Origin of the sequence: Streptomyces sp. NPDC005423 (genome assembly GCF_040606415.1) — a bacterium.
Classification (GTDB): Bacteria; Actinomycetota; Actinomycetes; order Streptomycetales; family Streptomycetaceae; genus Streptomyces.
In genome coordinates this window covers 112347-139345 of the sequence record NZ_JBEXET010000001.1, presented here as the reverse complement: position 1 = coordinate 139345, position 26999 = coordinate 112347, and the positions used below count along the sequence as shown (strand labels likewise).

At 69.8% G+C, this 26999-nt stretch carries 27 protein-coding genes and 3 pseudogenes; 3 read left to right on the top strand and 27 right to left on the bottom strand.

Annotated elements, in window-relative coordinates:
• Positions 1 to 58: 58 nt before the first annotated feature.
• The 18 genes and pseudogenes from ABZT12_RS00580 to ABZT12_RS00495 all read right to left on the bottom strand — a co-directional run bounded on the left by ABZT12_RS00580 (position 59) and on the right by ABZT12_RS00495 (position 13132).
• Positions 59 to 601 carry a hypothetical protein gene (locus tag ABZT12_RS00580; RefSeq protein ID WP_356374937.1) on the bottom strand — a complete coding sequence of 181 codons (543 nt, stop codon included), beginning with the start codon at positions 599 to 601 and terminating at the stop codon, positions 59 to 61.
• Positions 602 to 1134: 533 nt separating this feature from the next.
• Positions 1135 to 1458 carry a hypothetical protein gene (locus tag ABZT12_RS00575; RefSeq protein ID WP_356374934.1) on the bottom strand — a complete coding sequence of 108 codons (324 nt, stop codon included), beginning with the start codon at positions 1456 to 1458 and terminating at the stop codon, positions 1135 to 1137.
• Positions 1455 to 2123, bottom strand: coding sequence for a hypothetical protein (locus tag ABZT12_RS00570; protein WP_356374931.1), 669 nt, complete (start codon positions 2121 to 2123; stop codon positions 1455 to 1457). The genes ABZT12_RS00575 and ABZT12_RS00570 overlap by 4 nt, the downstream gene beginning before the upstream one ends.
• Positions 2120 to 2608, bottom strand: a complete 489-nt coding sequence (locus ABZT12_RS00565; RefSeq protein WP_356374928.1) for a hypothetical protein — start codon at positions 2606 to 2608, stop codon at positions 2120 to 2122. Before ABZT12_RS00565 ends, ABZT12_RS00570 begins: the two co-directional genes overlap by 4 nt.
• Entirely contained in the window at positions 2605 to 3372 is a 768-nt protein-coding gene (locus ABZT12_RS00560; protein WP_356374925.1) for a glycosyl hydrolase, read from the bottom strand. Before ABZT12_RS00560 ends, ABZT12_RS00565 begins: the two co-directional genes overlap by 4 nt.
• Positions 3369 to 3974 (bottom strand): DUF4913 domain-containing protein, encoded by a 606-nt coding sequence (locus ABZT12_RS00555; RefSeq protein ID WP_356374923.1) that lies wholly within the window; start codon positions 3972 to 3974, stop codon positions 3369 to 3371. The genes ABZT12_RS00560 and ABZT12_RS00555 overlap by 4 nt, the downstream gene beginning before the upstream one ends.
• A 153-nt stretch (positions 3975 to 4127) precedes the next feature.
• Positions 4128 to 4436: a hypothetical protein gene (locus ABZT12_RS00550; protein ID WP_356376655.1), complete on the bottom strand. Its 309-nt coding sequence runs from the start codon at positions 4434 to 4436 to the stop codon at positions 4128 to 4130.
• 312 nt (positions 4437 to 4748) lie between these two features.
• Positions 4749 to 5027, bottom strand: a pseudogene (locus tag ABZT12_RS00545) (DNA cytosine methyltransferase); the annotation flags it as partial.
• Between the two features lie 115 nt (positions 5028 to 5142).
• Positions 5143 to 5325 (bottom strand): annotated as a pseudogene (locus tag ABZT12_RS00540) (DNA methyltransferase); the annotation flags it as partial.
• 1 nt (position 5326) lies between these two features.
• A complete protein-coding gene (locus tag ABZT12_RS00535) occupies positions 5327 to 5911 on the bottom strand; it encodes a hypothetical protein (protein ID WP_356374920.1) in 585 nt (194 codons plus the stop codon).
• Positions 5912 to 5965: 54 nt separating this feature from the next.
• Complete coding sequence (locus tag ABZT12_RS00530) at positions 5966 to 7135, bottom strand: DnaB-like helicase N-terminal domain-containing protein (RefSeq protein WP_356374917.1); 1170 nt, start codon at positions 7133 to 7135, stop codon at positions 5966 to 5968.
• Entirely contained in the window at positions 7132 to 7356 is a 225-nt protein-coding gene (locus tag ABZT12_RS00525) for a hypothetical protein (RefSeq protein WP_356374914.1), read from the bottom strand. The genes ABZT12_RS00530 and ABZT12_RS00525 overlap by 4 nt, the downstream gene beginning before the upstream one ends.
• Positions 7353 to 9134, bottom strand: coding sequence for a TraM recognition domain-containing protein (locus tag ABZT12_RS00520; RefSeq protein ID WP_356374911.1), 1782 nt, complete (start codon positions 9132 to 9134; stop codon positions 7353 to 7355). The genes ABZT12_RS00525 and ABZT12_RS00520 overlap by 4 nt, the downstream gene beginning before the upstream one ends.
• A 61-nt stretch (positions 9135 to 9195) precedes the next feature.
• Positions 9196 to 9417, bottom strand: a complete 222-nt coding sequence (locus ABZT12_RS00515) for a hypothetical protein (protein WP_356374908.1) — start codon at positions 9415 to 9417, stop codon at positions 9196 to 9198.
• Between the two features lie 28 nt (positions 9418 to 9445).
• On the bottom strand, positions 9446 to 10222 hold the full coding sequence (locus ABZT12_RS00510) for a hypothetical protein (protein WP_356374905.1): 777 nt from the start codon (positions 10220 to 10222) through the stop codon (positions 9446 to 9448).
• Positions 10223 to 10319: 97 nt separating this feature from the next.
• Positions 10320 to 11459: a hypothetical protein gene (locus ABZT12_RS00505; RefSeq protein ID WP_356374902.1), complete on the bottom strand. Its 1140-nt coding sequence runs from the start codon at positions 11457 to 11459 to the stop codon at positions 10320 to 10322.
• A gap of 132 nt (positions 11460 to 11591) precedes the next feature.
• Positions 11592 to 12109, bottom strand: a pseudogene (locus tag ABZT12_RS00500) (IS5 family transposase); the annotation flags it as partial.
• Between the two features lie 540 nt (positions 12110 to 12649).
• Entirely contained in the window at positions 12650 to 13132 is a 483-nt protein-coding gene (locus tag ABZT12_RS00495; protein WP_356374899.1) for an HNH endonuclease signature motif containing protein, read from the bottom strand.
• Between the two features lie 681 nt (positions 13133 to 13813).
• On the opposite strand from ABZT12_RS00495, the gene ABZT12_RS00490 reads away from it, so the two are divergent.
• On the top strand, positions 13814 to 14287 hold the full coding sequence (locus ABZT12_RS00490; RefSeq protein ID WP_356374896.1) for a hypothetical protein: 474 nt from the start codon (positions 13814 to 13816) through the stop codon (positions 14285 to 14287).
• A gap of 187 nt (positions 14288 to 14474) precedes the next feature.
• Here the strand turns inward: ABZT12_RS00490 and ABZT12_RS00485 are convergent, their stop codons facing one another.
• From ABZT12_RS00485 to ABZT12_RS00455, 7 genes are all read right to left on the bottom strand, one after another.
• A complete protein-coding gene (locus ABZT12_RS00485) occupies positions 14475 to 15980 on the bottom strand; it encodes an ATP-binding protein (protein ID WP_356374893.1) in 1506 nt (501 codons plus the stop codon).
• A gap of 27 nt (positions 15981 to 16007) precedes the next feature.
• Positions 16008 to 16460 (bottom strand): DUF6238 family protein, encoded by a 453-nt coding sequence (locus ABZT12_RS00480; RefSeq protein ID WP_356374890.1) that lies wholly within the window; start codon positions 16458 to 16460, stop codon positions 16008 to 16010.
• Between the two features lie 33 nt (positions 16461 to 16493).
• The gene (locus ABZT12_RS00475) at positions 16494 to 17966 is read right to left on the bottom strand and encodes an SCO6880 family protein (protein WP_356374887.1); all 1473 of its coding nucleotides are present in this window, start codon (positions 17964 to 17966) and stop codon (positions 16494 to 16496) included.
• Positions 17967 to 18108: 142 nt separating this feature from the next.
• On the bottom strand, positions 18109 to 19518 hold the full coding sequence (locus ABZT12_RS00470; protein ID WP_356374885.1) for an ATP-binding protein: 1410 nt from the start codon (positions 19516 to 19518) through the stop codon (positions 18109 to 18111).
• A gap of 26 nt (positions 19519 to 19544) precedes the next feature.
• On the bottom strand, positions 19545 to 20234 hold the full coding sequence (locus ABZT12_RS00465) for a hypothetical protein (protein WP_356374882.1): 690 nt from the start codon (positions 20232 to 20234) through the stop codon (positions 19545 to 19547).
• On the bottom strand, positions 20234 to 20542 hold the full coding sequence (locus tag ABZT12_RS00460) for a DUF6112 family protein (protein ID WP_356376652.1): 309 nt from the start codon (positions 20540 to 20542) through the stop codon (positions 20234 to 20236). Before ABZT12_RS00460 ends, ABZT12_RS00465 begins: the two co-directional genes overlap by 1 nt.
• Positions 20543 to 20630: 88 nt before the next feature.
• Positions 20631 to 21776 (bottom strand): C40 family peptidase, encoded by a 1146-nt coding sequence (locus ABZT12_RS00455; protein WP_356374880.1) that lies wholly within the window; start codon positions 21774 to 21776, stop codon positions 20631 to 20633.
• A gap of 579 nt (positions 21777 to 22355) precedes the next feature.
• Between ABZT12_RS00455 and ABZT12_RS00450 the strand changes: the two genes are divergently transcribed.
• Positions 22356 to 23114 (top strand): site-specific DNA-methyltransferase, encoded by a 759-nt coding sequence (locus ABZT12_RS00450; RefSeq protein WP_356374877.1) that lies wholly within the window; start codon positions 22356 to 22358, stop codon positions 23112 to 23114.
• Between the two features lie 322 nt (positions 23115 to 23436).
• Here the strand turns inward: ABZT12_RS00450 and ABZT12_RS00445 are convergent, their stop codons facing one another.
• Both ABZT12_RS00445 and ABZT12_RS00440 read right to left on the bottom strand, forming a co-directional pair.
• Positions 23437 to 23721, bottom strand: a complete 285-nt coding sequence (locus ABZT12_RS00445) for a hypothetical protein (protein WP_356374876.1) — start codon at positions 23719 to 23721, stop codon at positions 23437 to 23439.
• Between the two features lie 389 nt (positions 23722 to 24110).
• Positions 24111 to 25229: a hypothetical protein gene (locus ABZT12_RS00440; RefSeq protein ID WP_356374873.1), complete on the bottom strand. Its 1119-nt coding sequence runs from the start codon at positions 25227 to 25229 to the stop codon at positions 24111 to 24113.
• Positions 25230 to 25711: 482 nt separating this feature from the next.
• Between ABZT12_RS00440 and ABZT12_RS00435 the strand changes: the two genes are divergently transcribed.
• Positions 25712 to 26881, top strand: coding sequence for a protein kinase (locus ABZT12_RS00435; RefSeq protein ID WP_356374870.1), 1170 nt, complete (start codon positions 25712 to 25714; stop codon positions 26879 to 26881).
• Positions 26882 to 26999: the final 118 nt, after the last annotated feature.

Sequence of the window (26999 nt, the reverse complement as noted above, 5' to 3'; positions counted from 1 at the left end):
GGTGGACATGGCGGTAACTCCGTTATGACGAAGGGCGAATCGGGCGGCGGGTCGCGGATCAGTGAGGGTCGCGCTCGGCGCGAAGACGCTGGAGCACCGTGCCGAGGCGGCGGTTGCTGACGTGTATGCCTCGGTCGCGCAGACCCTGGCGCAGGGCTTCGCGGTTGAGCCGGGGCAGACGGGCGGCGACCTGCCGGGCGATGGCCATGAGGTCCTCATCGCCCGGCGCGGGTCCGGTTCGCCGAGCCGAAGGCCGGCGGGCGGCAGGCTGGTCCAGCAGGAGGCGGACGTCCAGCAGGTCCCACACCGCCTCGGCTTCCGACTGCTCCTGGCGTTCGAGGTCCACGACTTCGGCCGCGTACCCCAGCACGAGGTCGTCGAGGGTGTGCCCGCCGGAGCGGCAGCGCTGCCAGGCCGCGTCGAGGTTGCGGCGGGCGGCACGGGCATGGGCGTTCGTCTCGGCCAGACCGCCGAGCCGCCGCAGCACGATCGGCAGGACGGGATCGCTTGAACCGCCGCGTGCGCCGTCGCGTTGGAGGTCCTCCAACGGGCGGCCGTACCGGTGCTCGACCAGGTGGCGGGTGTAGATCGCGGTGGACATGGCGGACGTCCTTTCCAGGGGGAATCAGCGGGAACGGGAAGGCTTGGTGGCCGCGCTTGGTGCGAGTGCGACAGCTGGATCGGCGACGACGCCGGAGATCGCCGCAGTGTTGCTGCGGCTGAGGGCGGCGGATAGGCGCGGCGTGGCCGTACGTGCATCTCGAAGGGCCGCCTCGCCCTGCGGCGTGAGCGAGAGGAGCTGTCCAGGCCGGTACAGTCGCTCGCTGGTGTCCTGGTCCAACAGCCCGTCGGTGACCAGCCGCTGGACGGTTTCGGGCCAGACCTCTGGGATGGGGCGTTGGCCCCGCCCGTCGGAGAGATAGATGTAGCCGTAGGCCCCGCTCCGGTGGAATCGAAGCCCGCCCGCCTCCACAGCTTCAAGGGCTCGGAGCTGGCGACCACCCGAGATGGCCCAGTCATCGTCCCGCCCCGGCGCCTGCTCTGGGTCCAGGCCCAGGCTCTGGCGCGATGCCTTTGAGGCCGGCGCGGCGTCGGACTCGGGCAGAAGGCGGCGGTACGTGGACACGGCCCGGGTCAGTTGCTCGTAAGCCGCACCTCGGCGGCGACGAGCAGCTCGATCTGCGGACCCGTGGTGCGCAGGATCCCGTACCAGCCGCGCATGCCGGCGTGATCGCCCCGCCCGATGGGCTCAAGAAGCTCGATCGCGGACTGGGCGGCGCGGGTCAGTTCGCCGTGCACCTCGTCGACATCGCGAGCGGCCTCGGCGACCATCGTGCCGATGAGGTGAAGCGGGTCGCGGGGTGGATGGTCGTCGCTCAGCGCCCAGGGGTCCGCGAGGCCGAACTCCTCGGCGACCAGGTGCGCGCCGGGGCGCTTCGCCATGTCATGGGGGTTCATTCGCTCGCCTCCATCCGGGCGAGCAGGGAGCGCACCAGGGTGGGCAGGCTGTCGGGGCTCTCACCGATCCAGACGTGGTCGGTCGCCTCGCCGAGGACGTACGCGGCGTCTTCGAGCAGGCCGCTGGAGATCTCCATGCAGGCGTCGGTGATCCGGGAGGCGGCGAGGAGGGACTGCGAGAGCACCTCGACGTAGTCGCCGGGGCTGAGGCCGGCAGCCTCAGCGGCTGTGCGGATGGCGGCCAGTTCCAGCGCGCTGAACGCGAAGTCGAACTCGTCGTCCTGCTCCGCAGGTGAGGGCACGGTGACCGCCGGGTCCGGCGGCTCGGCGGGGATGCCGACGCGCGTGCAGATCTGGTCCACGGATGCGGTCAACTCGGCGAGGGACTCGGTGAGCCAGCCGAGCGCAGAAGCGTAGGACGCCAGGGTGAACAGACCGGCGGAGGTGGAGGGGAGCGGCTCCTCGACGACGAACCCTTCGAGCCGGTCGTTCAACTCGCAGACCACCCGGGGGCCGGCGGACAGCGCGCCGAGGACGGGATGCAGATAGGAGCGGCTGGCAGAGGTGGGGTACTCGGTCGTCAGGACCCCGGAGACGCTCTGCGCGGCGTCGGTGAGCAGCGCGGCCAGTTCGGTGCGGGCCAGGGGCGTACGGTCGGCGGTCATCGCTGCGGGACCTTCCGGGAGGCGGCGGGCGCGGTGGGGCTGACTGCCGCCGGTGCGGTGGCCGCGAGGGACGCGGTCTGGTCGACCGCGTGGGGGGATCGAGATCGGGCCGCCTGGACTCGCGCCTCGGCCGCCGGGCCCGTGTCGGCGGACCCGTTGAGGCCCGCGCGGTGGGTGCGGAGCTGGGCCGTGCGGTAGACCGCGTAGTCCTCTCGGGCACCGGCCGCCACGAGGTAGATCTCGCGCTTGTGGGTCGAGGTGGGCGGGGCCGGGCGGAACTGGATGACCATCCGGTAGGAGACTGCCGGGTCGACGTAGACCTTGTGGAAGCCTGCGAGGCGGCCGTTCAGCGGCAGGCAGTCGTCGCTGCCGTGGACCAGATTCTGCAGCTCCAGCAGCGCCAGGTCGCGGATGTCGGCAGGGAGTTCGCGCAGGTCCGCGATGGCATCCGGGTGCGCGGCGAAGGCGAAGCGGGCGCGGCTCACATCGGCCTCCCAGGGCTCGGGCGCTGGGCCGTTCCTGCCGACGGCGCAGTGCCCGTGTCGAGGCCGGCTTTCGGGATCACGGAGGGACCCGCGGACCGAGTGAGGGCGGCGCGGGTGAGCCGGGCGGCGGCCTCACCGCGGTAATCCGGTGGCTGCGGCAGCGGACTGCTGCGGTCTTCCAGCCAGTGCCGGGCGGCGGCCTCATCGGCGAAGGCGCCCTCGCGCATCGTGTACGTGTGGGCGTCGTGGTTCCCCTCTTCGAGGAAGACACGAATCGGTGCCTGAGCGGCGCTGGAGTCACGGGTCAACGTCCACGTCTCGCACGGGGCGAAGTCCGAGGTCCAGCTGTCGAGGACGTTGTAGCGAGAGCCTGACTCCCGGATCTGCTGCTCGATCCAGAGGGTGAGATCGTCGGCGGGCTTCAGGGAGTCCCCGCCGGCCTGGGTGATCTGCTCGGGCGGGCAGCCATGGTCGATCAGCCAGTTCTGGGCGAAGGCCAGACCGACGTGGTTCGCGGTCTCGAAGGTGAACGTGCGCTCGCGCAGGTCCCGCGTGATCTTGATGGCAACGAGCTGTGGTTCGCCGGGGACGCCCCAGGTCACCGACCCGTCGTGGGCGACGAGGTAGCTGTGTGACCCGTTCGGGGTGGTGTGGTGCTCGGCCAGCACGGTCAGGTCTCCGGCCCAGAGACTGCTCTCGGCGAGTTCGGAGACGGTGTCGGCGGGCTCGAAGTCGTCGAGGTGGAAGTCGTGTTCCGTGGTCACTGGGTGGCTCCCGCCAACTCGGGTGCGGGGGTGGCCAGTACGCGGTGGTTGGGCCGGGTCGGGCTCGTCGTGCATGCGGCGAAGGGGCCGTCGGGGGCACGGAGATGAACCAGAGCCTGGTCGAGGTGGTCGCGGTGCCACGTCGAGGGACCGGACAGGCCGGCCTCGGCATCAGTGAGCTGCTGCCACGCGAGCCAGAGCGCGTGCAGCCGGGCCACAGCCTCGGGATGCTCGTGCCATTGGTCGCACCACGGACGGGTGGTGCTGATCTCCCGTCCGTAGACCGGCAGGAACAGGTAGTTCACCCAGTCGCTGAGCGCTGCCAGTTCGACCGCGTGTGCCTCGCCGCCCAAGGCGAGGATGAACACCGACGTGGGGCCCTCGGCCTGGTCGGCGTCGGTTGTCTCTGCGGCCGGGGCGTCGTCGGCGGGCTGGGGTGCAGTGGGCGCGGTGGTGGGCTCGGAGCCGAGGCGGTCGAGGATGACACCGTGCTGGCGTACCTCCGCCATCGTCTTGGCGAGGGTGCTGGCGAGATCGTCGAGATCGCCGTCGGGAACGCGGAACGGCTCGGGCTCGGGGGTGGCCTTGCTGGGGTCGGGCATAGCGGATCCAGGGGAGTGAGCGAGCAGGGCGGGGGCGAAGTGCGGCGCGCTCTTCTGGAGGTCACGGCGGTGCTCCGTTCGCAGGTCGGCATGAGCAAGAGGATGCGGAGATTCCGCGATTTGGTCCGGCCGGGGAAAGGCGGTAGTGCAGCGCTATGGCGCGGTGCAGCGTGGGCAGCGCGGGAAGGGCGGTGCCAGCAACTGCACGGCGCGGGCGGCCTGTTGGGGGACCACGCCGTTGCCGAGCGCGGTGAGCTGAGCGGGTCGACCGAGTCCCGTAGTGGCGGTCACCCAGCCAGGTGCCAGGCCCTGCATCCACTCCACGAAGTCGGCGCGCAGGCGTCCGGCAGCGTCGGTGGGCGGCGGGCCGGGGCGGGTGAGGTTCTCCCATCGGGCGATGGCGGAGGCGTACGATCCCCATCGCCCGTCGGTTCCCCGGCTTCCGGGGCCGCCTCCGCCCACAGAGGCAGGACCACCGCCGACAGGGGCGGGCGCCAGCCCTTGCCCGGACGGCGGCCAGGAGTGCCGGTGTCGCTCGCCCTCGGGGTGGGCAGCAGCGACGCTGCCGCGCTCGGCAGCGTCATGTCCCCGTTGCCGTGCCGTTGGTTCGGCGAGCCCTTGGTCCCGTCCGACGCCTTCGGCGTGGGCAGCAGCCACTCCACCTCGTCGGCCAGGTTCGGGCCGTGGCCGCCGCTCTTCCGCTTCGACGGGTGCTGGGAGCCGCCGTTCTTGCCGATGTTGCTCGTCGGGGTCTTGAGCAGGGTGCTCGGCGGGCCAGGCGGTGAGGAAGGTCCGCTCGCGACGATGGGGGGCTCCGACGCCGGAGGCACGAAGCACGAGCCACCTCGCGTCGTACCGGAGATCGGCCAGGGAGCCGAGTACGGCACCAAGTGCCCGCATAGCAGGCTGGGTTGGGTCGTCTCCCAGACACCACGGGCAGAATTCCACGTCGCCAGGGGAACCGGCGGGCGAGGTGAGGAGACCTCGGACATTCTCGATCACAACCAAGCAGGGGCGGAGGGCTTCGACCGCACGGGCGACGTGCAGCCACAACCCCGAGCGGGTGTGGGGGTTGAGTCCGGCCCGGCGGCCGGCGACGGAGACGTCTTTGACAAGGGAAGCCAGCCGTCAGGACACACACCCGAGGCACATCGGCCCAGTTGACCGCGGTGATGTCCTGCAGATTGGGCACACCGGGCCAGTGCCGGGCCAGGATGCGCGCGGCGTCGGGGTTGATCTCGGCGTGCCAGGCCAGGGTGCCGCCGAGGGCGGTCTGGACCCCGAGGTCCAGACCGCCGTAACCCGAGCAGAGCGAGCCGATCAACGGCGGTCGCGCGGCGGTGGTCTCCATGTCACCGGCCCCGTGCGATTCGGTCCGAGGTGGCCGCCGCCGTCGTGGTGGCGTCGGGAGGTGGGAACCCCGGAGAGGGCGCGGCGGTTGTGGACCGGCTGCGGGCAGCCTGGAGCCGAACGGACAGGGGAGAAACCGTCGCCGACGCGGCGTACAGGGAGTTGGCCCCGTCGTGCAGGGCTGCGTCGGCGGTGGCGAGTGCTTCCTCTATCACTCGTACGGCTGCCTGCCGGGCATCCCTGGCGTCGGGCTGGTCGCGCATGCTCTCGGTCTGGTTCAGGAAGGTGAGTTGGTCGGCCACCGCTCCCAGGGCGGAAGTTGCTTCGCCTGCGGGCTCGACGGCGGCGGCGAAGTTGGTGATCACCCGAGCGGTGTGGGGCGCCTGGTTCTGGTGGGTGGCTCGGAAGAGGATCTCGTCACCCAGGTCGGTGATCAGCTTTCCGAGTTCAGAGATCTGGCGTGCGACGGCGACGGCATCGGGTGAGAGGTGGGGGTCTCCGACCACTGGCAGTTTGCCGCGCTGGGCGTCGAAGGCGGAGGCCGTGGCGCGCAGGGCCAGGGCGTCGGAGATGGGGGCGTTTTCCATGGCGTTCCAGAGGTGGGGACAGTCGGATGGGCTGGGTCGGTGGGTGAGGACCGGTCAGCCGTGGGTGCGTGAGGGCGGTCGTGCGGCTGATGGCGTGGAGGCAGGGCCTGGGCATTCCGAGGACTGTGCGGTCGGTTGCGGTGTGCTGCGGGCGAGGGCGGCGTGGACCCGCGCCGTCGGGGGCCCCTCGGCCTGCGGCGCGGGGGGTGGCGCCGGAGAGGGGTGGCCGTTCGCGGTCTGCCAACGGGCACGCACTTCGTCGAGCGGCCCGAGCGCGTGCAGGGCGTGGTTGATGAGCCTCCCGGGGGCGAGGGTCTCGTTCTCGGCCAGGGCGCGGATGGCACGGGCGGAGGTGGCGGCCGTACGGGCGACGGAGGAGCGAATGATCTGCTCGCCGAGCCACTCGGCGCTGCCGGGGCCGACGCCGTCGCAGATGGCGGTGAGCTGTTCGGTGGTCAGCGTGCCGTCGGCCAGCAGACCGCGCCGCTGGGCTTCCCACAGCACGGTGATCCGGTCGATGGGCTCGCCGCGGTGGTGCAGTGCGCCCAGGCAGCGGTAGAGCTGGCCGTGGGCTGGGTCGGCGAAGTCGCGCGGTCGCAGCCAGCCGACGACCTCGTCCATCGCCTTCGGCCGCTCGACCAGGACCGCCAGCAGGAACTGCTCGTCCTCGGCGACCTGGTCCGCCCATACATGCGGCAGCGCGACGGGTGCTGTAGACGGTGGCGTGGCCGGGGCCACTGAGCGTGGCTCGGGCCCCCAGCGGCGCGCGAGGTCGCCGAGTACCCCGGTCAGGACATCCGCATAGTGCAGCGCTCCCTTGACCTCGCCCTGGAGGGCGTCGGCACGGGCCGCTTGGTGCAGGCGGATCGCGTGCTCGGTCACGCTGCGGTGGATTGCTCCCTCCAGCACCATCCGGCCGTACACCGGGGCGTGTTCGGGGCGGGGGCAGGCCGAGATCAGGGTGTGGGCGTATACCGCGGTCAGCCCCCGGACGTGGTGGCCGGCCTCGTCGACCGCGTCGGTCACCCAGGACAGCGGCACCAGTTCCTTGGTCGCCACGGCGAGGTGGCCGTCAGTCCGGAGCTTGCGCAGGGCGGCGAACAGCGCCTGGTGGACAGGCCGGTGGAAGTGATCCGGTGCGAGCCAGTCCAGGTGCGCGAGCTGGCCTGGATCAAGCAGCACCGCGCCGAGCACCGCCTGCTCGGCAGTGAGCAGCGCATTCATCGCTGCCGCCCGGGATGGGGAGTCGGCGGATCAGTCTGCTGGGAGCGGAAATCGGCGACGGTCTGGTCGGCGGCGGCCATCGCGGCGGCGAAGCGGTCCAACTCGCCGGTGAACGTCGGATCGGTGGCGAGAATCGAGCCGGTACCGGCGACCAGCCACCACTGGCCGCCCCGCCGGACGACCGGTGACTGGGCGAGGCCCTTGAGCGTCGGGGCGATCATGCCGAGAGCCCGAAGTTGTCGCGGCCCAGGGATTTGGCGTTGGCCCGCTCGGTGATGGCCTTCGTAGCGCGGGCCGAGGCCGGACCGACCACCTTGGCGGCGGGCTCTTTGTACCAGGGCTGCAGGTCGAGCATCGCCACCCTGATACCGGTGGCGAGCAGCAGGGCCTTGCCCTTGGGGAGCGCGCGGATCGCGTCGGGGGGCAGGATGCGCTCGGTGCGCATGCTCACCGAGGTGGACTTGCCGCTGTCGCTGGTCGACACCGATGTCGTCTGTATGTCGTGGTCACCGACCTGCCTGCTCAGACGGTCGGCGAAGTCGGCGTCGTCGATGCCACTTCCGATGATCTTGATCGTGGCGGCGGACCAGAGTGCGTCCATGCCTGCCTCGCCCCAGCACCGCTGGCCCTGCCGGTAGGACTGCAGGATCGTCATCGGGATCACGCCCCGTGAGCCCAGGTGGCTGTACAGGTCGGGGAGATCGGAGATTTTGCACACGTTGGCGGCCTCGTCGAGGACACACAGGGCAGGTGGGTCGAGCCGCCCGCCGGAGCGCTCGGCGACGACCACGGCCGCGCGCATCACCGCATCGGCCGCTGCGGCGATGATCGCCGATGCCGAGCTGCCGCCGTCCTTGCTGAGCAGGTACAACGTGTCGCGGGAGGTGGCGAACGCGGAGGGCTTGAACTCGGGAAGGTGCTTGCTGGGGGTGACCCAGGCGGCGACGTCCGGGTCGAGCAGGCAGCTCGCGTACTGCCGCGCGGTCTCATAGATGCCGTCCCGCGTTTCCGTGGCCCCGCTGACGGTGCCCTGGAGCTGGGCGGCGACTGCGTCGTGGCTGGCATCGGTGAGCAGGTCCACCGGAGTGCGGTCGGCAGGGGAGGCGAGCCAGGCCAGGACATCGGTGATCGGGCGGCGGTGGCTGGCGGCGGCCAGGAACAGCGCACCGAGAGTGTTGCTCGCGGCGGTGGACCAGAAGTCGGAGCCGCTGGATTCGTCCACGCTGGCGGCGACGAAGTGCCCGGCCAAACGCTTCGCTCCAGCCAGGTCGCGGGCGTCGGCCAGGATGTCCCACCACATCTCGCGCGGGTGGTGGGCGATCTGCTGCGGATCGAGCGTCCAGATCGTGCCGACCTTGGCGCGGGCGTCCACCGTCGCGGTGAAGGCATCGTTCGCCGCCTTGTTCGAGGTCAGCAGCACCGGGCCGGGAGCGGCGAGGATCGCGGGGATCGCCAGGCCGGACGTCTTGCCGGATCGCGGGGCCATGATCGCGACGATCACGTCCTCCCAGGAGGCGCGGACCTCGGCCCGGCCTGGGGAGTGTGTGCCGACGAGGATGCCGCGGTCGGCGGGAGCGATCTCTTTCGGTTTGAGATCGGACAGGCTCGGCCGCAGGCTCTTCGCCTTGGCGGTGATCTCTTTGTCCAGCAGCGGGGCGAGATCTTGCTTGCGGGCGAGGCCGTTCTTCGCGCCGCCGCGCAGCCACAGGACCAGGCCGGTGATGGTGAGGGAGACGGAGAGCAGGCCGGGGACGAGTCGTGCGCCGATCAGCAGGGCGGTGGGGCTCAGGTGCGGCCACAGCACGTCGGGGTGCAGCAGCGCGTCGGTGGCCTTGAACGGCGCCCAGTGGCCGGCGCCGACGAGGGCGTTGGTGAGGTTGCCGGTCAGCCAGGCGAGGGAGCCGAAGGCGATGGCGGCGCCGAGGACGCCGAACAGGAGGTAGAGGAGCGCGTCGGTGCCGGTGGTGGTCGAGGGTGCGCTGGTACGCGGGGCGGGCATGGCGGATCCAAGGAGGGAGAGCGGACTAGGCGGGGCGGGGCGCGCGGCGCTCTTCTGCTGGTCATCGGGGTAGCTCCTGTTCCGGGAAGGGGACGGTGGCCAAGGTCAGGCCGAGGTCATCGGGTGCGCGGCGACCGGGGCGGCGGGGCGCTGGCAGGTGGCGTCGGCCGTACCAGTCCTCGATCTGCTGAAAGCCGGCGTGCGTGAGGAGCGTGGCGGAAAGGTCGCGGGCGCCGCTGTGCCCGCACGAGAAGTCGATGTGCCAGATGGTTTTCACGGCCATGGGAGCTTTTCCTTACGGCTGTTGGATGTCAGGGGGTGCTGGAGAACGCCACGCGCGGGTCCACCGGGCGGGAAGCCGGGACGGAGGCGGCGGGCGCGGGGACCGGGGGTTTGCCGGGCAGGCCGGCGCGGGCGGGACTGGCGGCGAGCGCGGCGGCGTTCACGACGGGGAACCGGCGGGGGGCGACGTCCGGGCCGTGTTCATGGCGCGCTGCCGCCGACGGTGCGGGCGGATGGTGTGCGGTGACGTCCCGGGCGAGGGCGGGCTGCACGGCTACCTGGAGGTCGGCGCGGTGTATCGCCATGGTGGCCTGAGCTACCTTGCCGAGCGCCTGGCCACGGTCGGTGGTGATCGGCAGCGTGTAGATGTCCAGGCTCGGGTTATGCCGCCAGCCGTTCTCTTCCAGGATGAGTCGGCCGCCGAGAGCGGAGGAACCGTCGGCGGTCGCGGCGAACACGCCGAGCTGCGGATGCTCGGCGAACGCGACGTCCGGCTCAACGCGCGGGGGCCGGTCGCGGGCGGGCGCTGGTACGGAGGCCAGAGAGGGGTCGAACGCGGCGTCCACATCAACTCGGTAGCCGGCCTTGCGCAGCAGCGCGACAGCCCGGGTGGCGCGGTCCTGCCCGTCACGCTGCTGGTTGGCCAGCGCGTACAGGTTGGAGTGGTCGGGGACGGGGTGGAAGTCGAATCCCTTCAACATCCAGGCGCTCGCGGCCAGTTGCTTGGGGTTGGAGGCGACGATGCCGAAGTCGGGGTGGCGGCCGAATGCGATGTCGGGAAGCGGGTCGTGCTCGGAGGTGGGCATGGCGGATCCATCCGGTGCGGGCATGGGTAGAGGGGCGGTCGAGGGCGGGGATGGTTCTGCTGGTGCTAGTCAAGGCGGGCTCCGAGGTGGGCAGCGGTCAGCGACCGGGTGCGGACGAGGGTCGGGCAGGAGCCAGGGCGGGAGGTACGGCAGGAGCTGACGGCACCGCCGCCGGGGTCGTGCGCCGTGCGGTCGGCGAGACCGCGAGAGCGGCAGCGACGCGAGGCCCCGCAGGCTCCTCCGGAGCGACGCGGTCCACCCGGACCAGGACCTTGTCGGGGTGGTGCCGGGCGGCCAGATCGCCGCGCATGGACCGAATCTCCAACGCGTAGGAGTCGAGCTTCTTGGTGATGTAGCGCAGTCGGTTCGCGTAGTGGGGATCGACGGGTTCGCCCAGGCCCTCCCACCAGTCGGCCGTCGTGATGAGGGACTCCACGACCCGCTGGAGAACGCCGTCACCGGGAGCGGTCAGCTCGCTCAGTGCAGCGACGACCTCGCTCGTATGCTCCGCCGACTGGATGGACTCGGACAGGTAGCCGAGCCGGTCGCCGAGGCTGAACCCGTGACCGCCAGGGGGCGGCCGACTGGGATCGAGCAGGTCGGGATCGCACGAGACGTCGAAGCCCTCGGCCTGCAGCATGTCGAAGGCCCGGGTCACCATCTCCCGCTGCTCGACCAGGTTGGTCATGGCCGAGGGCAGTCGGTGGAAGCGTTCACGGAACAGCACGACGGGGACGAAGCCCGCACGGTGGAGCGCTGCGTCGGCAGCGCTCTCCTGGGCGAGTCGCCGGGGTTCCGGTCGGGGTGGCAGGCCGAGCAGATCCAGGCGCGCGTCGATGGCGGCGAGCAGGCGGGGGACGCTGCCGCCGTACTGGGATTGAGGACCGTCGGGTTCCGAGTCGTAGATCACTTCGTGGAGCGTGGAGTCATCGGGATGCCCGCGCGTCACCAACCAGCTCTCCGGATACCCGGGCGGGTGGTCGGTGGCCGGTTCCTGGGGCGGAGAGATGATCAGGGCGCTGCCGTCGGGAAGTTCGGCGCGGACGATGTAGTCACTGAGGCCGTACTCGACGGTGCAGGCCAGGCCGCGCTGCCGAAGCGGTGTGGTCAGGTGGCTGTACTGGTGCTCACGCTCCGACGCGCCAGTGGCGGCTTCCTGGATGAAGGGTTCGCTGGTGCGCGCAGTGATGCGTGTGCCCTCGCGTTGGAGGGTGACCAGCGTCTGATCGGGGCGCATGTGGGCTTCTCCGTGGCCGGTCGTCCCCAGCGGCCGACGGCGGGAAGCCGCAGCCGGGCGGGGGCTGGTAGGGGTAGTGGCGTTCGTTGAGGATCCGGCGATCGGGCGGTTTGGCCTCGCCGGAAGTCGGTGCTAGGGCGTGTATCTGGTTTTGATCAAGGGGTGTCCCGCGCGAGCCTTGATCCAGATCATCGAGCCGCGCAGGCGGACTCCGGCGAGGTAGCTCTTGGGTGTCTTGTCGTAGCGGGTGGCGATGCCTCTCCACGCCTTGAGCTTGTTGATCAGACGCTCGACCGTGTTCCTCTCCTTGTAGAGCGCAGTGTCGTGACTGACGGGCCGACCGCCCCGGCTGCCCTTCTTCCTGCGGTTGGCGGCCTGGTCCTTCTTCTCCGGGGTGACCGCCTTGATGCGGCGTCTGCGCAGGTAGGCGCGGTTGCCGCGGGACGAGTAGGCCTTGTCGCCGGCGACCGCGTCGGGCCGGGTCCGGGGGCGGCCGACCGGCCCGGCACCCGGACTTTCCTGAGTACCGGGATGAACTGCGGGCTGTCCGCCGCCTGGCCCGCGGTCAGGACGAAGGCCAGTGGGCGGCACTTGCGGTCGGCGGCGACGTGGATCTTGCTGGTCTGCCCGCCCCTCAAGCGCCCGAGGAGGTGTCTGTTGGGCGGGTTATCCACAACCCGCGGGCTATCCACCAAGATCCACAGCCTGTATCTGGCCCGTGCTTGGCTAGGCGCATGGCATCGAGCACACATGAGGCACACAGTTGTCTACTGGTCACCTCCGACCCTTCACGGTCTCCTGAACCCATGACTCCAACTACCGAAAGCACCAACAACCGGCCACTCTTCGAACTCCCGTGCGGGGGGCTACACGTGGTCATCCAGCGAATACCCCCATGGCTCGTCACGCTGGTGACCACAGCCGCCGGAGCGGGGGCAGCCTGGTGGATGAGTCACTGAACGTCTGTCAAGGCATTGGGTCAGATGAGCAATAAGAAGCAACGGGGAGCAACAAGGAGCAACCGGAAAGCCCTGGTGCACATGGATAGCTCGTGCTCGACTTGCGCCATGACAACAAACACAGACAAAAGAAGGCAGTCGGCAAGGTTCGAATTACGTTGGGGTGGGCTGCACTTGACCATTCAGCGTTTCCCCGCACGGCTGTTCACAGCACTCGGGACGCTTACTTGTTCAGGTCTCGCCGCGTGGCTGGCATCGCGGTAGGCGGGCTACCGCGGGAGGGAAGTCCTCGCCCGTCTTGGCCAAGTGGCAGTCGCGGCATAGCGGTTGAACGTTCCCGTCCGTGCCCTCGCCCCCGAGTGCGATCGGCTGCACATGGTCCACGTCCACCACGTCCGCGAGGACGAGCGACCCGCACCGCGCGCATCGGGCACCACCACGGGCACCGACCAGAGCACGGAGCCGAGCGGCCCCCGCGCCAGTACGGAGTCGATCCCCCGCAGGCGCAGCAGGTCGGCGCTGATCGTGCCGCCAAGGTAGTCGGCCGGTTGAGCGGTTGCCCGTACACCGGCGAGGACTTCGGGGCCATGAGCCAGAAAGGTCTCGACGTGCTCCCAGGCGGCGGCGTCCCGGGCCACTTTGCCGTCGGCGTACCCGGTTTCGTCGATGGGCCAGCCGTCTTCGTCGCAGTACGAGTCCGAGATGGCATCCCATCGGTCTGACGCCTGCCTGATGCCGTCAGCGGCCAAGGCCAGGGCCTGGACGCGCACTCGCCATGCCGCCTGTTCGCTGGTGTCTTGCGGCTGGCTGTCAGGGGAGGTGGGGGCGTCGGGAGAGGTGGGCATGGTTGTTCCTCGTTCTTGTACGGGTGCCTCACCGCGAACGCGGCGGCGGGCGCGCGGCGGGCGGTGGGACGTGAACAGCAGCGTCGCTCTGCTGGCCGGGGGAAGTTCCCCGGGCCGAGGCCGATGCCGATGCCGAGGTCGATAGGCGGGCCGCTGCTGCGGCTCGGTGCGACCGGGAGCAGATCTCGTGGTCGACGTTCTCCGCGACGAGATGCAACTCCTCGCCGAGGTCGGTCAGCCGGGAGGGATGGTGTCCATCTCGGACGCGCTGCTTTGGGCGCCGTGGGCGAGACACCACTCGGAGGCGGTTTCGAGCATCTGGTGCAGGTGGGCCACCTTGCCGAAGTCCCTCTGTGACGGACTGGTGGAACAGGTCGGTGAAGTCCTCGGTTCGGACTGCGGGGAGGCGGTCGTTCCAGTCCACGGTCGGTGAGTGTGACTGAGCATCCCAGTTGGCCACTTGAGCGGCGTTGTTGGCCAGCAAGCACGGGGACGAATGCCCGTATTTGCGCCATTCCCATGGTGAGCCGATGGAACTACGGTGCCGCTCATGGACTGGGGGACACTGCTAGGCACAGTTGTCGGCGCCGTGCTGGGGATCGGCTCGACCGTGGTTGCCGATCGCACGCGATACCGTCGCGACCAAGCGAACCGCGCGCAGGACACCCTTCGAGATCTTTACAGCGGATATCTCGCCGCCCTCAACGACAGCTCGTCATCCTTACGCATCATCATTCTCAGGGAGAGTGACGCCGCTGCCCGATACCAGGCGGCTCTGGACGTCTTTCGTGACGCCGCGGTATTGACGCAACGCTACGGAGTCGCCCTCCAGGCCCCACCAGCGGTTCAAGAGAAGTCTGACCGGGCCTACAGACTGCTCCGGCAGTGGCGTGACCTGCTTGACACGCATCCGGGCCTCTCCCTCGTATCACCGGAGTACCTCGAAGGGCTGGAGCGGTTCCACCAAGCCCGCAAAGATCTCCAAGTCGCGATGCGTGCAAGCCTTCTTGCCACAGGGGGGTAACGCCGCGCTGCCTCGCCTGACCGGCACTCAGCGCGGCCACCTAGAACACGCGGTGGCCAGCTGGAGCGCTCAGTGAGACGCCGCCCGGACTAGCGTCCGGGCCTTGGACGCCCTCGTGGACCCGGTGCGCTGGTCGCGGTACGGTTGGCCGCATGACTCAACTCCTTTAATTAGTAGGTAAGTTGGGCTAAGCGGACATTCGGGCGTCGGTGTCGAACAACTGGCGTTCAGCCGGGTGCAGGATGTGCTGGGTGATGAAGCTCCGACCTGCGACTTTCCACAGGCCCCGGCCCTTGGTCAGGGCGGCCACTGCCTGGGTCTCGACACCGGTCAGGCCGAGCAGCGACGCGGCGGCGGCGAGCTGGTCGGGCTCCTGGCGGTAGATGATGCGGGTGGAGCAGTCGGCGAGGAGGCCCTCGGCCAGTACCCGGCCGCGCGAGCCGGCGTCGCCTGCGCTCAGCAGGTCGCTGAGGCGGTGGATGACCATCAGGTTGGCGATGCCGAGACCTCGGCTGAGCTTCCACTGGCTCTGCATGCGCTCCAGGAGGCCGACGTGCCTCATCACGCGCCATGCCTCGTCGTAGATCACCCAGCGCCTGCCGCCGTCCGGGTCGGCGAGCGCTGATTCCATCCAGGCGCTCGCGCAGGTCATCGCGAGTACCAGCGCGGTGTCGTCGCCCGAGCCGCCGAGCCGGGAGAGGTCGATCGACAGCATTGGGGTGGTCGGGTCGAAGGCCACGGTCGAGGGCGCGTCGAACATGCCACTCAAGTCGCCGTGGACCAGACGGCGTAGGGCATGCGCGAGGTCCTGTGCCGCGGGCCCCAAACGCCCGGCCTGGTCGCCGAGTGCCCGGTCGAGGCGCTCGGGTGAGCCGAGAGTGTGTGCGATTTCTCCGAGCAGGGGCACGGTGTTGCTGGCTGCGGCCTCGGCGACGACCAGATCCAGCGCGAGATCCAGGGCTGTGTGCTCCATCGGCTGGAGATCGCGCTTCAGCACGGTGCGAGCGAGAGCGGCCAGGAGCAGGAGACGGCGCTTGCGGACCTCGGTCGACCAGTCGTCCTCGCTCACCGAGGCGGGCCGGGCAGGCGCGTCCAAGGGGTTCAACCTGCCCGGGAGCCCCGGGCCCAGGGCGATGGTGTAGCCACCGAGAGCCTGCGCGACGGCCGTCCACTCGCCCTTGGGGTCGCAGGGCACGTAGACCCGGTAGCCGTGCGCAATCGCCCTGGTAGCGATGGACTTGGCCAGCGCGGACTTGCCCATGCCGATGATCCCGGCCAGCACCGCGTTGGGATTGGTGAAGCCCTCGATCCGGCCGCTGTTGTACAGCGAGAACGGGTCGTAGCAGAACGCCGCCTCGGCGTGAACGTCCCGGCCGATGAAGATCCCCTCCGCCCCCAGGCCCCCCTCGGCGAGGAACGGATAGGCCCCGGACACCGTGGCGGTGGTCATCCGGTGGGCGGGCAGGCTGAGCTTGCCGCCGCGTGCCGAGGAGGAGCCGGGGCGCCCGGACGGCGGGTAGGTCGGCCGCAGCTCCGGGTCGAGGGTTCCCTCGTCGCGGCGCTTGGGCGGAGCCCCGGCGAGGCGGGCCTGTCGGCGGGCCGCAGCGAAACCGGCGCGGGCGGTTCGCTGCTCGGCCCGCGATGCCTTGCGGGGGACGAACAGGTGGGAGGCGCTGGCGCGGGTGCGGGGCATGAACATATCTCCAGACGGAAGGCGGGGTCAGTGGCGGACGAGGCCGGTGAACGGCGCGTGCAAGTCGGCCGCGGTGGTGCGGCGCCGGACCAGGTGCGCGGTGCGCTGGTGGCGCTGGCAGATGGTCAGCTCTGGTACGCCTTCTGGCAGGCCGACCTGGCACGCCTCGCGGTCGGGAACATCGCCGGAGTCCGGCCGAGGTGCAGCGTGGTAGGCGGCGTGGACGTGGTCGGCGGCCTGCCAGATCCGGGTGCGGGCGGCGCGGAGCTGGTCGCCCTCGATCGGCACGAACTGGCCTGTGCGGGCCGCGTGGGCGTCCAGCAGGCCGTGCAGCGAGACGAGGTGGGCGTGCAGGGCGTCCAGCTCGGCGCGGGTGGTGACGAGAGGGCCGCCTGGCACGTTGAGCGCGCGGTGGAAGTCGAGCGCTGCGGTGGCGAAGGGCACGAAGTCCTGCGCGGTCGCGCTGGTGGTGCGGGACATGGGGTGCTCTTTCGGAAGGGAGAAGGGTCGGCATCAGACGGCGAGAGCGAGCGGCATGGCAGCGGCGGTGAACGCTTCTGCCTGCTGCCAGGTGAGTGGCCGGAGGTCGAGCTGGGCGCCGACCGCCGCGGTCTCCACGACCGCGCACGCGGACCGCAGCTCCTCCTCGGAGTCAGCCGAGACGGTCAGCAGGCCGGTCAGGGCGACATCCGCGTGGCCCGCGATGAGCTGGCGTTCACGGGACTTGATGTCCTGGTACTCGATCGAGTCCGCCTCGGAGTCGACCTGGCCGCGCCGCGCTCGCTCGGCGGCGTCCGCGATCACGCTGGCCTTTTTGCGCTGGACGTCGCGCAGTGCGGCGTCCAGCCCCTTCGGTTCGTACGACAGCGACAGGGTCCGCCGCACCCCGGCGGTGAACAGGAGCTGGTGCAGGAAGCCCGCCGACGTCTCGGTGCGGGGCCAGTTCTCCACCCAGTACGTGGAGTGGACGGCGGAGTCGGTCGCGATGTGGTCCGACTTCTCAACGACCACGACCGGGCCGGCAGCGGCAGGGTCTGCCTCGGGGCGCCCGGAGGAGGACCAACGGTCCAGTGCCGCAAGGGCCTTGGGGTCGTATGCCGTTCGCACGACGGCCGCGATCTCGTGGGCGGTGAGCCAGCCGGTGGGGTTGAGCCCGGCGGTACGCGCGGCCTGGTCGAAGGTCGAAGTCAACTGCGTCAGGACGCTGAAGGACCCGGTCAGACCGCCTCCGGCCTGGTTGATCAGGCGTCGCGCGGCCTTGGCGTCCAGCGAGACCGCGACGTACGCCTCGTGCGGAGCCGCAGCCGGGCCCGCGCTCTGGATCAGCTCGCTGTAGATCGCGCCGGCCACCGGGGCGTCGGGCTGGCCGTGCTCCTCCCAGTACCGGCGAAGGGCGTCGCCGGAGTCCGGCACGGTGCGCTCGATCACCTGGATCCGGGCGACCTGACCGGTGCGTGCCAGCGCGGCGAGCGCACGCCCCCAACCGTTGACGTTGGCGTTCTGGGTGCCCGGGTCGAGCAGCGCGTAGGCGCGGGAGGACACCTTGACGACGGCGGTCAGCGTGCCGGTGAGGGGGTTGTGCACTGCGCCGTACCGGCGGTCGGGTGCGGTGACCACACGCAGGCTGGCGGCGGTACCGGGCAGGTGGAGGAGTCCTTCGCGCACCGGGCGACGGGAGGGCCGGACGAGCCAGATCAACTGGCCCCGCATCCGGCGGAACACGTACCGGGTAACGATCGGAGCCCAGTCGGCCAGGGCTCGGCCTCGGTGGCGAACGAAGACGAGCAGGGCGATGGCGGCCCACAGCGGGATGAGTTCGAGAGCGCCGACCACGCCACGGGCGAGGATCACGGCGAGCAGGAGCAAGCCGGTGAGGCTCGCGACGATCAGTTGCGGGGCGGTCAGGCCGAGCAGGATGCCGCGCCTGCTGCGGTGCGGGAACTTCACGGTGGCCGTGGTGGCTTCGGCCTGGGGGTTGTCAGACATGGCGGTTCCAGACAGTGAGAGCGGGCGGGAAGAGGCGGAAGGCGCGGCGCTCTTCTGGAGGTCATGGCAGGACTCCGTTTCGGGTGGTCGGGGGAAGGGGGCGGGCTGGAGGGATGCAGGCCGCCCCCTGGGTGGTGGTGGGTCAGGACCCGGACGGCGGCTGGTTGGGGTAGACCCAGCTCGTCGGAGTCGGCGAGCCGGTCGCCGACGGACCGGTGGAGGGCGGCGGCGGTGCGGCGGGACCGCTGGGCGACACGGCGCCTGCGCGGGTCAAGCTGCTGCCCGGAGTCGACGCACCAGCGGGCTGGGCGGCGGAGTCGCCGTCGGCACCCGGAGTGCCCCCTTCGGAGCCTCCCGTTTCGGCCTCGCCGGGCCGAGTGATCAGCGCAGGGATGCCGGGACGCTGGATCAGGGCGCGGCCCTTGTCGCCGGAGGCGTTCGGGTCCTCGCCGTACCGGAAGCTGGTCTGCGGCTTCGGGGGTCCGGCGTCGATGCCCTCCTTGCTCAGGTTGCCGCCGGTGGGGTTGATGCCGGAGGCGACACCGTCGCTGCCCGCACCAGGGACCCGGCTCGGCCCCTGCGGAGCAGGAGTACCGGTGCTGGCCTGCATCGCGAGGCTGCCCGCGGTCTTCGCGGCCCCTGCGGCGACCGCCATGCCGGCGACACCGGTGCGGTGCAGGTCGTCGTGGCCGCCGCCGTCGGTCGCCCAGTGGACGAACTTGTAGGTGGCGTACGGGCAGAGCAGGACGAGGATCATCACGACGATGCCGGCCATCGCGTCGGACAGGGCGGCCATTCCGTCCTGGGGATCGGACTTGCCCATCGCCGAGACGCCGATCAGGAAGACCACGGTCATCAGTAGTTTCGACACGACAAGGGTGGCGGTGGCCTCGATCCAACCCCGCCGCCAGAGCTTGGCGACCTCCCAGCCACCGCCAGCTCCGGCGAAGACCGCGAGGGCGACCATGATCAGGACGCCGACCTTGCGGGCGACCATCACGCCCCAGTACATGAACGCGCCGATCGCGCAGCCGAAGGCGACCAGGGCTGGGACCGTCCAGCCGAGGCCGTACATCGGCCCCAGGTTGTTGACCTTGATGACGCGGCGGATCGCGTCGTCCACCGAGCTGTTGGCTGCTTGGAACAGGCCGTCGGACAGAGCGTCGACCACCGTGATGGCCACGGAGGTGAAGGCGACGGCGCAGAAAGAGAAGAGGACGCCGGTCATCGTGCCGATCGCTGCCTGGGCGAGGGCGCGTTCGTCCCGCCGCCAGGCCGCGAACATCAACTGGATGCAGAACGTGCCGACGGCCAGGGCGAGGCCGATGGGCAACAGCAGCTCGTAGTTGTCCCGGAACCAACCGGCGTTGAGATCGATGGCGGTGGTTTCGTTGACGGCCTTGGCGGCGAGATCGGCTGCGCTGGCGGCCAGTTCACCCGCTGACTTCGCGATCCACGCCCCGATGCCGTCGGTGACGGTCCCGGCGGGGTTGGTGGCGAAGTCGACGGCGCCGCAGACCTTGTCCATCAGTGGAAAGTCGCAGACTCCCATGGCGGTACCTCCTTTCTGGGGCGGGGTCAGGGCGCGACGGCCGGCAGGACACCGGCCAGGGCGCAGGGCTGGTAGGGGCGGCACTGGACCGCGAGGGTGGTGACGCGGTTCTCGGCGCCGCCGTGCGGCGAGCCTTTCCAGGCGATCGACTGTTTGCCGGAGACCGTCACGGCGTAGATGTACGTCTGCGTGATCGCCCCGGGGTCTTCCTGGAGGGCCTGGGTGAACGAGTCGGGGAAGTGGGCTTCGTTCACGGTGGCGGTGGCGAACTGGCCGTTGGCGGCCATTTCCTTCCACAGCACGGGCGAGGGGACGAGCGCGTCGACCGAGGCGGCGTCGGCGTACTTGGTCTTGCTGGTCAGCCACTTGTGCAGGGAGGCCAGCAGCTCATGCTGGGAGTAGGCGCGGGTGTCGTAGGACCACAGCGCTGCGGCTGCCGCCTTCCCGAAGGTGATCGGGTCGTGCGTGGACGGGGGAACGGGCAGGGCGCCGTGGCTCCCGTGCGGTGGTGACGAGGCGGAAGCGGAAGCGGTCGGGGAGGAGGGGGAAGCCGAACTCGCCTGCAGTGCAGGAGCCTTGGAGGAGGTCCTGCCGTCGCGGGTGAGGTAGGCGGCCAGGCCGGCGAGGGCGACGAGCACCACCAGGACAGCGGTGCCGAGCAGCGCCCGGCGGCGCACGCGAGAAGCGCCGCCGGGGTTCGTGGAGCGGGGAGACATCAGTGGACCTGCGTCCCCAGCGTGCTGAAGAACGCCACCACACCGTTCGCGGCACCCAGCAGGAGGGCCGCGCCAGCGCTGACCAGCACGCCCTTCTTGCCGCTGGCCTCGGCCTGGTGGCCGCCGGAGTGGTGGCCCCAGGCCCATACGCCGGCGCTGACGGCGAGCGCGCCGACCACGGCGATGATCCCGAAGAGGTTGATCGAGCCCATCACCTGCTTGAGGACCGAGAGGCCTGGCAGCCCGCCCTCGTTCGGTTTGATTCCGGGGTTGTAGGCGAGCTGGACGACCTTGTCGGCGAGATACATCGTTGTGAACTCCAGTTCGATTTTGGGCACGCCAAAGCCCGCGAGGGCGAAGCGGCAGTGCAGGAAGGGGGAGGGAGAGAAGCGCCGGTCAGGCGACTCGGCGGGCCGCGAGAATCTGCGGCTTCCAGGACGCGAGGGTTGCGAGGCGGACCACGTCGCCGGTGTGCGGGGCGTTGACGATCAAGCCCTGGCCGACGACCATCCCGACGTGTTCCGGGATTTCGGCAGTCCCCTCGGTGAAGACGAGGTCGCCGGGCTGGAGAGCGTCAACCGATACCGGCTTGCCCTCCTTGACCTGCGTGTACGTCGTCCGCGTGAGGGTGACCCCGGCGGCCTTGTACGACTGCTGCATCAACGAGGAGCAGTCGCAGCGGTCCATGGGGTCGGGCCCGTGGGAGTCGGTGCAGCTCCCGCCCCACTGGTACGGGGTATCGAGTTGGCCGAGCGCCCATCGGATCGCCGTCTGGACCTTGGGCGGAGCGTCTGCCGGGATCTTGTATCCGGCCGGCAACGCGCCGGGCGGGATGGTTCCGAAGTCGGTTCCGTCCCCGCCGGTCGTACAGCCACCCGTGGTACTCGGCGGAGGACTGCTCGTGCTGTCCGAACCAGATGGCGAGGGGCTCGGCGACGTGCCGCCGGCCTTCGACAACAGCGGCTCGATCGCCTTCTGCAAGGCAGTGGCCAGGGGCTCCCACTTCGCGTAAGCCTCCGGGAAGCCAGACTTCTGCACCGCCTGGGCGGCCTGGGTGACAGACAGGGACTGCCAGCCCGAGACCTTCTCCAGCGCCTCGTAGAACATCGTCGAGGCGTGCACCGGGTCCAGGATCTCGTTCGCGGTGCCCCAGCCCTGCGACGGCCGCTGCTGGAACAAGCCCAATGAGTCGCGGTCGCCGTAGGTCAGGTTCCGCAGGCCGCTCTCCTGCAGTGCGGTTGCCAGGGCCACGATCTGGCCCCGGGCCGGGATGTTCATCGCGACACCGGTGGCCTGGATGGTCTTGGCGTTGGGGATCTGCTCGGCCGGGTCGTCCAGCCCCGGCACGGAGACCGTGCCCTTGCCGCCGCCGTCCAGGATCGCCTTCACCTGAGCGGCAACGGCCGAGGTATCCACAGCCTGTGTACCGCCGGTCGAGCAGGAGGCCGAAGCGCTCCCTGCCGCGATGCCGAGGACCGGCACGGCAAGCAGCAGCGGACCGGAGGCGAAGAGACCGACGACGGCTCCGGTGGTCTTGTTCATCGCCGCCGCTGTTCGCCGGGGCGGACAGCCCGGCCGGGCAACGGGGTTGGGTCAGGGCGTGGGCGTATCAGGGCGTGCTGCATCGCAGCGGCTCCTCGCGGTTTGTAGGAGGCGCGGTGCCGACTTCTCGTGCAAAGCCGTCGGCACCGCGCCGATGTGAATCCGCCTCTCAGGGCGGGCCCGGGTCAGGGGAGTTGGTAGCTCCCGGACGCCGGTCTCAGGTCATGCGCGGCAGCCAGCCGCGCTCGTAATCTCAGGCGGTGCACCGGGTCTCCTCGCGGCTTCGGGAACGGGGGTTCAACGTGCCTGCCGGGTCACGTTTTTGGACTCGGCAACACGGATCAGCACAGGTCAGCGGTGGTGGAGCTGGGCTCCGCCTCGGTGACATGGCGGGACAGTAGACCGGGATTCCGGCCGCACCAAACGACCGCCGGACCCGGGCCCGAAGCACGGCACGGGCTCGTTAGGTGCGGCCGGAAAACGCGGCTAACCTCCGGCGCAACCCCGCTCCGAACGGCCGCTGTTGCGTGCCGTCCGGAGCGGGTCCAGTCCCGTCGTGCCCTGAAAGAGGCCCCGCACATGAGCTACACGCTGCACCGAGGCGACGCCCTCACCGTTCTGAAGTCCCTCCCGGACGAGAGCGTCAACGCCGTCATCACGGACCCCCCGTACAACTCCGGCGGGCGCACCAGCTCGGACCGCACCGGCCGCACCGCCCGCGCCAAGTACGTCACGGCCGGATCGGCGCACGACCTGCAGAACTTCCCCGGAGAGAACCGCGACCAGCGGAGCTATCGAAGCTGGCTGACCGCGCTGCTCACTGAGGCGTACCGGGCCGCGACCGAGCACTCCGTCGCCATGGTCTTCTCCGACTGGCGCCAGGAGCCGACCACCAGCGACGCCCTGCAGATGGCGGGCTGGACCTGGAGTGGCACGATCCCCTGGATCAAGCCGGCCAGTCGACCCCGCAAGGGCGGGTTCAAGCAGTCGGCCGAGTTCATCATCTGGGGCGTCAAGGGCAGCCTCGAAAAGGACCGGGACCTCTACCTGCCCGGCCACTTCATCGCCTCCCAGCCCCGCAAGGACCGTGTCCACATAACCCAGAAGCCGGTCGAGATCATGCAGCAGCTCGTGCAGATCTGCCCCGAAGGCGGCACCGTCCTCGACCCGTTCACCGGCAGCGGCTCGACAGGCGTCGCCGCCCTGCGCGAGGGCCGGCAGTTCGTCGGCGTCGAGCTGTCGTCGCACTACGCCGACGTGGCAGAACAGCGACTGTTGCAGGCAAGGCAACACACTCTGACCCAGGACGACTTCGTCCTGGCCGGGCCGGAGGCATGAGCACGAGAACGACCAGACCAGGGCCGACGGACCGCAAACACCAAAGGGCGGCTGGTGCATCGAGAAACCGATGTACCAGCCGCCCTTCCTCTTGCGTCAGGCCACCTCGAACGCCCGCCGGATCAGCGGTTCCGCCTTCTCCAGGTCGGCCGCCGAGGCGATCCGCACCTCCAGGTCGCCCGTTCCGAGGTGACCGATGCCTTCCCTGTCAAGCCCTGCGTGTTGAGCACTTGACCCATCGGGGAGGCTTCGCGCCTCGTGAGCTGAGAACGACCGCCCGGGGTGCTTCGGATGCCGTGCGCTCATGCAGTGTACGCAGCTCTCATGGTGCGATGTAGGCGGCTTCGATGAAATCGAGGAACTTCGTGAGGCCCTCGTCTTCGAGCATGTGCCCGATGCAATACATCATTTGATAGGTGACGCTCAGTTCCTCGCTGCGTTCTTCCCCGAGGTGCTTGTCGGCGGCTCGCATCTCTCGGTGCGGAGTGCGATCAAAGACAGAATTCCTCTCCTCCTGTTCTGGGGTCCGGGGGCCAAAGGCCGCGATAAAGAAGTCCAGTGCCCTCCTGAAATCGTCCGCGCCGAGCAGGCTCTGGATCGTCCGCATCATCTGGAAACTGGCTTCGAGCGCCGCGCCACTGTCGCTGGGGTGCTCGTAGGCAAGGGCGGAGATCCGAAGCGAGTCCTGGCGGCGGCTGCGCCGGCGACGAACAGGAAGCGGCTCGGACAGCGCCTTGGAGTGCTCCGTGGCCAGGTGGGCGAAAGGGCGTGCTGTGGGACGTCATGCCCCTTCGATAGCGCCCTGTGACTCCTGTAACGGGGGGTTGAGGTCCATGGAGCTGCGTGTCTCGGGCCGGTTCGTCCATCCGGACCCGTGCATGCCCCACGGCAGAGGCTGGCGAACAGAGTGCGAGGCCCGGCTCCCGGTAATGCCCCGGGGCACCTGGCCTCACTTCTGAGAGCCCACGGCCCTCAGCATCTCCACCACCGTAGCGGTCAGCCGACGAGGGCGCCGAGGCGTCCGCGGATGCGTGCGCGGTCGTTTTTGAGCTCCTCGAAGCGGATGAAGCCGGTCGCGGAGCTCTCTGATTCTCGCCGTGCGAGGCGGTAGGCGGTCGTCCACTCAGGGTGGGTGTGCTGCCAGAGGGCCCATGCAACGGGCTCGCGCAGGGGCTTGGTGAGCTTCTTGCCGGTCAAGCTGCGGTGGCGGACGTCCTTGTTCTGCTGAATGCCGAGATATTGGCAGGCCACGTAGAGGTCCTCGGCCTTTAGAACTTGGTCGGCGGGGATCTCGCCTGCGTCCTGGAGTTTGTCGGCGATGAGCCGGACCGGCTCTGGGGCAGGGACGTAGGCGGCGGCCAGGTTGGCCAGTACCAGTGCATCTCTGCTCGGGACGGTGGGCCGCATGATGAGGCCCTCCGCCCGGATGCGGTCGGCCCATTCGGTTGCCTCGACCTGGGGCTGGTCTCCGGTGAGTTCGGAGATGTGCTCGATGCCGAGGTTCGCGGAGCCGGCGGGGGCGCCTGGGCGAGTGTCGCCATCGTGGTGTGTCCAGGACGGCTTCCCGGGTCCCCAGGCGAGGGTGCGGGTGGTGACCATCGCCTCCCAGATCCGGGCGACCAGTGCGGCGTCCTCACGCGGGTCGGCGTCGTGCCGGTCGGGCGACATTCCTGTGGCGCCGGGCCGCAGGCCAGGGGCGGAGGTGGGGAAGCGGAGCTTGCGCCGTGTCTCGCCCAGGTTCTCCTTCGCGAGGTCGTCAAGGTTGCAGCCGTTGGGGAAGGGGCCGCCGCGGACTCGGTGGGCGAAGACGAGTGTGTCGATCGTGCGGTCCAGGAGCTGGCTGGGGATCGGGGTGACCATGGCGGCGGCCCGCAGGTCAGCGGTGAGGATGCCGTGCCCGACGACCAGCTGTTTGCCGTGGAGCGCGTTGATCAGGGTGCTTGCGGGGTGCGGCCCGGTGATCAGTTCGTCCCCGGTGATCCGTAGGCGTTCGCCGTCGAAGTCGGCGTCGACCAGCCCGGAGCGGCCGATGAGCCAGCCCTCGGGTGGGGCGGCGGCGACGCCGCGTCCGTGAGCGCGGGAGCCGCGCTCGTAGTCGACGTCGCAGAAGGTCAAGGAGATAGGGCGCCGACGCCGTTGCTCTGGTCGTCCGGCCCGTCGGCGTTGTGCTGCTTTCCCCACTCTTGCTGCCCCTCTCGTCCGTTCTCATCCGTAGCGGCATGGTTGCAGCCGTCACTGACAACGAGATGTCGATCAGGTCGGTCGATGTCAGCGTGGGATGCCAGGCCGGCCGGGAAGGGAAAGGTGAGAGTCGTGCTGGATCTGGCGGATGGCCGGGTGCTGGTGCGCGGGAGTCACCGCTGGCCTTGGCCGGCGACGGTCGAGACGGTCTTGTACCGGCTCGCGGACCGTTGTGACGAACGGCTCGTGGTGATCGATGGTTTCCCAGCTACTACTTGACCAGGGCCTCGAACTCGTGATGCGTCGAATCCAGCCACGACAGCCCATGGCCCAGACCGTGAGCGACTACGCTTGATAGGCGCCCCGGAGCCTGACTGGTGGCTGTATGGGCATGCATGAGGAGTGCTGAACAGAAGATGACGGGGACGCCCGAGCGGATCGGCCGATACACCGTGGCCAAGGAACTGGGCTCGGGCGGAATGGGGGAGGTGTACCTCGCCTACACCCCGGGCGGTGACCCGGTGGCGGTGAAGCTGATCCGGAGCGACAAGCTGGATCCCCTCACGCGTGCGCGGTTCGAGAAGGAAGCGCTGATAGCGCGCACCGTGATCGGCACCAACAGGGTGGCGCGTTTCCTGGACGCCGACCCGTTCGCGGACCGGCCCTGGCTGGCCATGGAGTACGTGGCAGGGCGCACCTTGTTGTCCTGCGTCGACGAGGACGGTGTCCTCCCGCTGCCACTGGTCGCCAGCCTCGGCGTGCTGCTTGCCGAGGGACTGAGCGCTGTGCATGCCGCTGAGCTGCTGCACCGGGATCTCAAGCCTCAGAACGTGATCATGGGCAAGGAAGGTCCCATGATCATCGACTTTGGGCTCGGCGCGTTCATGGACGCCGCGAAGGAGTCCCTGTCGCACAGCGGCATGATCATTGGAACGGTGCGCTGCATGCCGCCGGAGCAGGCGAGCGGGAATCCGAAGGTGACACCGGCGGCAGATGTCTATGCGCTGGGGACGGTATTGCTGTATGCGGCGGCCCGCCATTATCCGTACGACGGCGCGGCGTGGGAGGCAGTGGCCGTGCAGGTGGCGAACCCTGACATCTGCCCGGACCTGAGTGGCGTGCCGGAGGGGCTCAAGCCGCTGATCACCTCGATGCTGGCCCATGCTCCGGAAGGCAGGCCGACGCTCGGCGCCGTGGCCAAGGCGTGCGGGTCGTTGCTCAAGTCCGCCGGGCTGGTGCCGGCCGACGCGCGATTGGCGTTGATCGCGCAGACTACCGCGGGCGGTACCCCGGATGCGGCCAAAGAAGCGCTGTCTCCGTCGTTCGAGAAGCTGCTTGAGGACCAGGTCAAGATCGCCGAGGGTGGTGGCCCGGACTCACCACTCGATGGTCCCCCGAGTGTTACTGAGGGCGGCGAGACGGATTCGGAAGGCGCGGAGCAAGGCGATCCCGAGCCCGCGTCTCCTGAGCCGATTCCGACCCCTGAGCCAAAGCCGAAGGCCCGGTCTGCGGGCGGGCGGCCCCCGGCATCGAAGCGGGTGGCGGATGAGCTGCGGGCGGCGTACGCGGTGGATACCGCGCTGTGACGGTCACGCTGTCGGTGCCTGGTGAGAAGCTTGGCGGACGCGTGTATGGGGCGAGCCTGGGCGCCGCTCGTATATCTCGTTAGGAAGCGAACGGCGTGGGACGCGCCGTGTGTGAGGA

Coding starts and splice junctions, on each gene's coding strand:
- ABZT12_RS00570 (WP_356374931.1), bottom strand. CDS start 2,123: ATGACCGCCGACCGTACGCCCCTGGCCCGCACCGAACTGGCCGCGCTG.
- ABZT12_RS00450 (WP_356374877.1), top strand. CDS start 22,356: ATGAGCTACACGCTGCACCGAGGCGACGCCCTCACCGTTCTGAAGTCC.
- ABZT12_RS00485 (WP_356374893.1), bottom strand. CDS start 15,980: ATGCCCCGCACCCGCGCCAGCGCCTCCCACCTGTTCGTCCCCCGCAAG.
- ABZT12_RS00470 (WP_356374885.1), bottom strand. CDS start 19,518: ATGGGAGTCTGCGACTTTCCACTGATGGACAAGGTCTGCGGCGCCGTC.
- ABZT12_RS00505 (WP_356374902.1), bottom strand. CDS start 11,459: ATGCGCCCCGATCAGACGCTGGTCACCCTCCAACGCGAGGGCACACGC.
- ABZT12_RS00475 (WP_356374887.1), bottom strand. CDS start 17,966: ATGTCTGACAACCCCCAGGCCGAAGCCACCACGGCCACCGTGAAGTTC.
- ABZT12_RS00480 (WP_356374890.1), bottom strand. CDS start 16,460: ATGTCCCGCACCACCAGCGCGACCGCGCAGGACTTCGTGCCCTTCGCC.
- ABZT12_RS00460 (WP_356376652.1), bottom strand. CDS start 20,542: ATGTATCTCGCCGACAAGGTCGTCCAGCTCGCCTACAACCCCGGAATC.
- ABZT12_RS00580 (WP_356374937.1), bottom strand. CDS start 601: ATGTCCACCGCGATCTACACCCGCCACCTGGTCGAGCACCGGTACGGC.
- ABZT12_RS00445 (WP_356374876.1), bottom strand. CDS start 23,721: ATGCGGACGATCCAGAGCCTGCTCGGCGCGGACGATTTCAGGAGGGCA.
- ABZT12_RS00510 (WP_356374905.1), bottom strand. CDS start 10,222: ATGCCCACCTCCGAGCACGACCCGCTTCCCGACATCGCATTCGGCCGC.
- ABZT12_RS00455 (WP_356374880.1), bottom strand. CDS start 21,776: ATGAACAAGACCACCGGAGCCGTCGTCGGTCTCTTCGCCTCCGGTCCG.
- ABZT12_RS00490 (WP_356374896.1), top strand. CDS start 13,814: ATGGACTGGGGGACACTGCTAGGCACAGTTGTCGGCGCCGTGCTGGGG.
- ABZT12_RS00435 (WP_356374870.1), top strand. CDS start 25,712: ATGACGGGGACGCCCGAGCGGATCGGCCGATACACCGTGGCCAAGGAA.
- ABZT12_RS00535 (WP_356374920.1), bottom strand. CDS start 5,911: ATGGAAAACGCCCCCATCTCCGACGCCCTGGCCCTGCGCGCCACGGCC.
- ABZT12_RS00495 (WP_356374899.1), bottom strand. CDS start 13,132: ATGGGATGCCATCTCGGACTCGTACTGCGACGAAGACGGCTGGCCCAT.
- ABZT12_RS00465 (WP_356374882.1), bottom strand. CDS start 20,234: ATGTCTCCCCGCTCCACGAACCCCGGCGGCGCTTCTCGCGTGCGCCGC.
- ABZT12_RS00515 (WP_356374908.1), bottom strand. CDS start 9,417: ATGGCCGTGAAAACCATCTGGCACATCGACTTCTCGTGCGGGCACAGC.
- ABZT12_RS00520 (WP_356374911.1), bottom strand. CDS start 9,134: ATGCCCGCCCCGCGTACCAGCGCACCCTCGACCACCACCGGCACCGAC.
- ABZT12_RS00575 (WP_356374934.1), bottom strand. CDS start 1,458: ATGAACCCCCATGACATGGCGAAGCGCCCCGGCGCGCACCTGGTCGCC.
- ABZT12_RS00530 (WP_356374917.1), bottom strand. CDS start 7,135: ATGAATGCGCTGCTCACTGCCGAGCAGGCGGTGCTCGGCGCGGTGCTG.
- ABZT12_RS00555 (WP_356374923.1), bottom strand. CDS start 3,974: ATGCCCGACCCCAGCAAGGCCACCCCCGAGCCCGAGCCGTTCCGCGTT.
- ABZT12_RS00525 (WP_356374914.1), bottom strand. CDS start 7,356: ATGATCGCCCCGACGCTCAAGGGCCTCGCCCAGTCACCGGTCGTCCGG.